Genomic DNA, 5,840 nt, shown 5'->3' with positions numbered 1-5,840 from the left:
GAAGGGGGGCGACGTCGGCCCAGACCGGCGTCACCAGCACGCGCTGGTCGGGGCGTACGCGATATTTGGCGCGCAGATAGGCTTCGTTGCCCGGCAGCGTGCAGACGATCGCGGTGAAACGCTCCAGCTGCCGTTGTTCCCAGCGACGCGCGATGTGGAAGGGCAGACCGCCGGGAATACGCCCGATCTCGCGATGATGGTCGGGGAAGAAGTCCCAGATGAAGAGGAGCCGGTGCTTGATCCCCGCGCGCTCGACGAGTGGCAGTAACGGCGCGATCGCGATCGCCGGCATCCAGGCGATCAGGGCGTCGAAACGCGCCAGATCGAAATCGCGCGCGGCGGCCCGCGCGGCATGACGCCCGCTCATCACGAACTTGCTGGCGTTACGGAGCAATGCCGGGCCGCCGAGCGCACGCGGCGCTACGCGGACCACGCGCACGCCATTGTCGGTTTTGAAGGTCTCGGCCGCGCCGCCCGGCGCCGCCGCCCAGTCGAGATGCAGCACTTCGACCTCATGCCCGGCCGCGACCAGGGCGTCGGCCAGCTCGGCCGTCAGATAGGATTGGCCCGGCGCGACCGGGAATTGCATCGCGACCATCAGGAAGCGCATGGCGGCGCGCTCAATAGTCTTTCCACACGGTGCGGCGGACATAATCGGTGTAGCTGAGGATCAGCCGCACGATTTTTTCCGACACATCGGGTATCGCATAATCGGCCGGGAGACGCGGCGGCGCGGCGCGTGATGCGAGGATATCCAGCCCTTGCAACACGCGCTCGCGGCCGAGCCCGGTCAGCATGACGACCGCTTCCTCCATCGCCTCGGGCCGCTCGTGCGCGTCGCGGATGTTGAGCGCGGGAAAGCCGAGGATCGCCGCTTCCTCGCTGATCGTGCCGCTGTCCGACAACACCGCGCGGGCATGGCGCTGGAGCGCGTTGTAATCGAGGAAGCCGAGCGGCTTCATCACCCGCACGCGCGAGTCGAAGCTCAGGCCCAGCGCCTTGATCCGTTTGCGCGTTCGTGGATGCGCGCTGAACAGGATCGGCTCGTCGTGCAGCGCCGTCACCGCGCCGAGCGTATCCGCCAGTTGCCGCAGGCGGTCGTCGCGATCGACATTCTCCTCGCGATGGCAGCTCACTACCACGTAGCGACCGCGCTCGACCCCGAGCCGCTGGTGGACGTCCGACGCGTCGATGCCGGCGCGGTAATGGTTCAGTACCTCGAACATCGGGCTGCCGGTCTTGATTACGCGATCGGCGGGGAAGCCCTCGGCGAGCAGATAATCGCGCGCGATGGTCGAATAGGGCATGTTGATGTCGGCGGTGTGGTCGACGATCCGCCGGTTGATCTCCTCGGGCACGCGCTGGTCGAAGCAGCGATTGCCGGCCTCCATGTGAAAGACCGGAATGCGACGGCGCTTGGCGGCGATGACCGACAGGCAGCTATTGGTGTCGCCGAGCACGAGTAAAGCGTCGGGCGCTTCGGCCTCGAGCACCTTGTCGGCCGCGATGATCACGCGGCCCATCGTCTCGGCCGCGCTCGCGCCCGCCGCGTCGAGGATATGGTCGGGCGCGCGCAAGGCGAGGTCGTCGAAGAAGACCTGGTTGAGCTCGTGATCGTAATTCTGTCCGGTATGGACGAGGACGTGATCGGTATGGCGATCGAGCGCGGCAATCACGCGCGACAGGCGAATGATCTCGGGGCGCGTGCCGAGGATCGTCACGACCTTGAGCCGTTTGTGTGCCGCTCCGCTCATAGCGGCATCGCCACGGTATCGGGCCGATCGCGGTCGAATATCTCGTTGGCCCAGACGATCGCGACCAGGTCGTCCTCGCCGATATTGGTCACGTCGTGGGTCCAGCCGGGGATCGTCTCGACCACGACCGGCTCGGTGGCGGCTGTCGTCACCTCATGCTCCGCGCCGGTCAGGATATGGCGGAAGCGGAAGCGGGCTTGGCCATGCACGACCAGGAACTTCTCGACCTTGGCGTGATGGTAATGGCCGCCGCGCGTCACACCGGGATGCGCGGTGAAATAGGAGATCTGCCCGGCGGCCGGAGTCTTGAGCACTTCTGTGAAGCTGCCCCGCGGATCGCTGTGCGCGACCAGCGGGTAGCTGAAGGCGCTCTCGGGCAGATAGGAGATGTGGGTCGCGTAGAGCGCGCGCTCGAAGCCGGTGCCGACATTGCCGACCTCGCCCTTGGCCCGCCGCGCCGCGATGGCGGCGATCTGGTCGGCGAGCTCGCCGACCGTAGTGGTATGGACGTTCGCGGGATCGATCACGCCGCTCCTCGCGGGCGGTGCGGCCATCAAGGCGAGCCATTGGTCGATCAGGTCGTCGATATGGAGCAAGCGGAGCGGCGCGGTGCGATCGTGGATCTCGATCGGCAGGCCGCGCGCGATCCTGTGGCAGAAAGTGGCGACCGCCGAATTGTAGTCGGGCCGCGTCCACTTGCCGAAAATGTTGGGCAGCCGCCAGGCCGAGACGATCGCGGCATCGCCGAGGCCGAGCATCGCCTGCTCGCCCGCCAGTTTCGAGCGGCCATAAGGCGTGTCCTCGATCGCCTTTTGCGACGAGGCGACGATGACCAGCGGGCGCCGCCCACCCTCGGCGATCACCTTCGCGACCTCGGCGCTGACATCGCGATTGCCGCGCAGGAAAGCGTCGGGGTCGTCGGCCCGGTTCACTCCCGCAAGATGGAACACAACGTCGCTCGATCCGAGCACGCGTTGCGCCTCGTCAGCAGGCGTGTCGCGCGTGACCGGTCGCAACGGATAGCCGAGCTCGCCCAGCCGCACCGACAGGTTGCGTCCGACGAATCCGTTCGCCCCGGTTATCGCGACCGTCGGCCGCTCAATATTCATCGACCGCCTCTCCCGAGAGCATGCTTCGGACATAGGGCAAGCCGCCGAGGATGTCCGCCAGTTCCGCGACCTCGAGCTGGCGGGTATTGTGCGAATTGAAATCGTCGGCGCGCGACACCTGCTCGCGGCCATCGCTGAAATAGGCGTCGTAATTGAGGTCGCGATGATCGGGAGCGACCCGGTAATAGGCGCCGCGATCCTCGGCCACCGCCATCTCCTCGCGGCTCAACAAGGTTTCGTGCTGTTTTTCGCCGTGGCGCGTGCCGATCACGCGGATCGGGTGGTCGGGCCGGCCCATCACCGCGAGCACCGCGCGGGCCAGCTTCTCGATCGAGATGGCCGGCGCCTTTTGCACGAACAAATCGCCATTGGCGCCGTGGTCGAAGGCGTAAAGGCAGAGCTCGACCGCTTCGTCCAGCGTCATCACGAACCGCGTCATGGCGGGATCGGTGATGGTGATCGGCTGGCCGTTCCGCACCTGGCGCATGAACAGCGGTACCACCGACCCGCGCGAGGCGAGGACATTGCCGTAGCGTGTGGCGGAGATCGCGGTGCCGCTGCCCTCGGCCATCCGCGCGCGGGCGATCGCGACCTTCTCCATCAGCGCCTTGGACATGCCCATCGCGTTGACCGGATAGACCGCCTTGTCGGTCGACAGGCACACGACGCGCTTCACCCCGTTCCTGATCGCCGCATCGATGACGTTGGCGGTGCCGCTGACATTGGTCGCGACCGCCTCGAGCGGGTGGAATTCGCACGACGGCACCTGCTTGAGCGCGGCGGCGTGATAGACGAAATCGACCCCGCGGCTGACCATCTCCATCGCGCGGGCGTCGCGGACGTCGGCGATATGATATTTGATCCGCGCGTCGCCGAAGCGCAGCCGCTGGTCCTCCTGCTTCTTCTCGTCGCGGCTGACGATGCGGATCTCGGCGATCGGCTGGGCGAGCAGCTGGCGCAGGATGGTCGTGCCGAACGACCCCGTGCCGCCGGTGATCATCAATATCCTGCCCGTGAAATCCCCCATGCCGAGCGCCGGCGTCCTTTCCGTCTGTCCCGGTGGGTCTGCACCCTCGCTCCTTGGTGCCCGCGCCGCGGCGAAGCGTTCACGCGGGTTGAACGGGGCGCGGCCGACACGGCCACTAAGCCGATGTGACAGGGCGTGAGGGCATTATCCGATCCTGCGGTTCGCGACGGCGGCGGTGCCGGCCGTGACGTTGCCGCCTACGCTCGCGGCGTTGCGCCATTACGCGGTCTCGCGGCCGCGCCAGACCAAGCGCTGGATCGCGATGCTGGTCGATGCCTGTCTGTGCGCGATCACCTGTTACGCCGCGGTCATCCTGCGGCTGGGGTTCTGGCCGGAGCGCGATACGCCGTTCGGATTGCTGGTCGCGGTTTCGATCGCGATCGCGCTTCCCCTGTTTTGGGCGCTCGGCCTCTATCGCGAGATCTTCAGCCAGGCGGGCATCCGCGCGATCGTTCATATCGGCCGCGCCTGCGCGATCTACACCTTGCCCTTCGCGACCGTGTTCACCGTCATCAGCGTGTTCGGTATTCCGCGGACCATCGTCCTGATCCAGCCGATCCTGCTGTTCGTCAGCATCGCGGGGTCGCGCGTGCTGGCGCGCTATTGGTTGCTCGACGCGCCGGGCGCCGGGCGCGGGCCACAGCGCCGGGTGCTGATCTACGGCGCCGGATCGGCCGGGCGGCAACTCGCCGCCGCGATCGCGCAGAGCAGCGAGATGGCGGTGGTCGGCTATCTCGACGACAATCCCGCGCTGATCGGCAGCGTGCTCGACGGGCGGCGCATCCATCATCCGGCAAGGATGGCGGCGGTGGTCGAACGCGTCGGCGCCGATGAGATCCTGCTGGCGATGCCCTCGGCGTCGCTCGCGCGGCGTAACCAGATCATCGCCGATGCGCTCACCGCCAACGCGCGGATCCGCACCTTGCCCGGGCTGATGGACATCGCACACGGCCGGATCGAGGTCACCCAGCTCCGCGACGTCGAGATCGAGGATCTGCTCGGCCGCGCCTCGGTCGAGCCCGACGTCGCGCTGATGCACGATCATATCCGCGGCAAGGTGGTGATGGTGACCGGCGCGGGCGGCTCGATCGGCAGCGAATTGTGCCGCCAGCTCGCGCGGCACGAGCCGGCGGCATTGTTGCTGGTCGAAATCAGCGAATATGGGCTTTACGAAATTCACCGCGACCTGACGGCGCGCGACGCCTCGCTGCGCGTCATCCCGTTGCTCGGCTCGGTGATCGACGCCGCGCGGATGGACGAGATCATCGGGGCGTGGCGCCCCGACACCATCTATCATGCCGCCGCCTACAAGCATGTGCCGCTGGTCGAGCACAATCCGGCCGAGGGAATCCGCACCAACATCTTCGGCACCTGGACGCTGGCGCGCGCGGCGGCGCGCTGGGGCGTACCGGCCTTCGTCCTGATCAGCACCGACAAGGCGGTGCGCCCGACCAATGTGATGGGGGCGACCAAGCGCAGCGCGGAATTGATCCTCCAGGCGCTCAACCAGGTGTCGCCGCGGACCAATTTCTCGATGGTCCGGTTCGGCAATGTGCTCGGCAGCAGCGGGTCGGTGGTGCCGCTGTTCCGGCGGCAGATCGCGGCCGGCGGCCCGGTCACGCTGACCGATCGCCGCATGACGCGCTATTTCATGACGGTGCCCGAAGCGGCCGGACTGGTGCTCCAGGCCGGTGCGATGGCGCGTGGCGGGGAGGTGTTTGTGCTCGACATGGGCCAGCCGGTGCGGATCGTCGATCTCGCGCGCAACATGATCGAGCTGGCCGGGCTGACCGTGCGGGGCGTCGACAATCCGGGAGGCGATATCGAGATTGCCGAGATCGGGTTGCGGCCTGGCGAAAAGCTCTACGAGGAATTGCTGATCGGCAACGACCCGGCGCCGACGGGCCATCCGCGCATCCTCAAGGCGGCCGAACGCTTCCTGCCGATCGA

5 protein-coding genes are annotated in these 5,840 nt (G+C 67.2%); 1 reads left to right on the top strand and 4 read right to left on the bottom strand.

The window, feature by feature from the left end; translation table 11 throughout:
* The 4 genes from ACTHJR_RS14550 to ACTHJR_RS14535 form a co-directional block, all read right to left on the bottom strand.
* On the bottom strand, positions 1-610 hold a 610-nt coding region (locus ACTHJR_RS14550; protein ID WP_440523958.1), incomplete at its 3' end, for a glycosyltransferase.
* Positions 611-620: 10 nt separating this feature from the next.
* A complete protein-coding gene (gene wecB, locus ACTHJR_RS14545; protein WP_440523957.1) occupies positions 621-1,754 on the bottom strand; it encodes a non-hydrolyzing UDP-N-acetylglucosamine 2-epimerase in 1,134 nt (377 codons plus the stop codon).
* On the bottom strand, positions 1,751-2,863 hold the full coding sequence (locus tag ACTHJR_RS14540; RefSeq protein ID WP_440523956.1) for a polysaccharide biosynthesis C-terminal domain-containing protein: 1,113 nt from the start codon (positions 2,861-2,863) through the stop codon (positions 1,751-1,753). The genes wecB and ACTHJR_RS14540 overlap by 4 nt, the downstream gene beginning before the upstream one ends.
* Positions 2,853-3,890 (bottom strand): polysaccharide biosynthesis protein, encoded by a 1,038-nt coding sequence (locus ACTHJR_RS14535; protein ID WP_440523955.1) that lies wholly within the window; start codon positions 3,888-3,890, stop codon positions 2,853-2,855. The genes ACTHJR_RS14540 and ACTHJR_RS14535 overlap by 11 nt, the downstream gene beginning before the upstream one ends.
* 184 nt (positions 3,891-4,074) lie before the next feature.
* Here ACTHJR_RS14535 and ACTHJR_RS14530 point away from each other — a divergent pair.
* A partial coding sequence (locus ACTHJR_RS14530; RefSeq protein ID WP_440523954.1) for a polysaccharide biosynthesis protein occupies positions 4,075-5,840 on the top strand: 1,766 nt, incomplete at its 3' end.

The sequence above is a fragment of the Sphingomonas sp. genome (genome assembly GCF_051962185.1).
Lineage (GTDB): Bacteria > Pseudomonadota > Alphaproteobacteria > Sphingomonadales > Sphingomonadaceae > Sphingomonas.
This window is presented reverse-complemented; position numbering and strand designations above follow the sequence as displayed.

Coding starts and splice junctions, on each gene's coding strand:
- wecB (WP_440523957.1), bottom strand. CDS start 1,754: ATGAGCGGAGCGGCACACAAACGGCTCAAGGTCGTGACGATCCTCGGC.
- ACTHJR_RS14540 (WP_440523956.1), bottom strand. CDS start 2,863: ATGAATATTGAGCGGCCGACGGTCGCGATAACCGGGGCGAACGGATTC.
- ACTHJR_RS14535 (WP_440523955.1), bottom strand. CDS start 3,890: ATGGGGGATTTCACGGGCAGGATATTGATGATCACCGGCGGCACGGGG.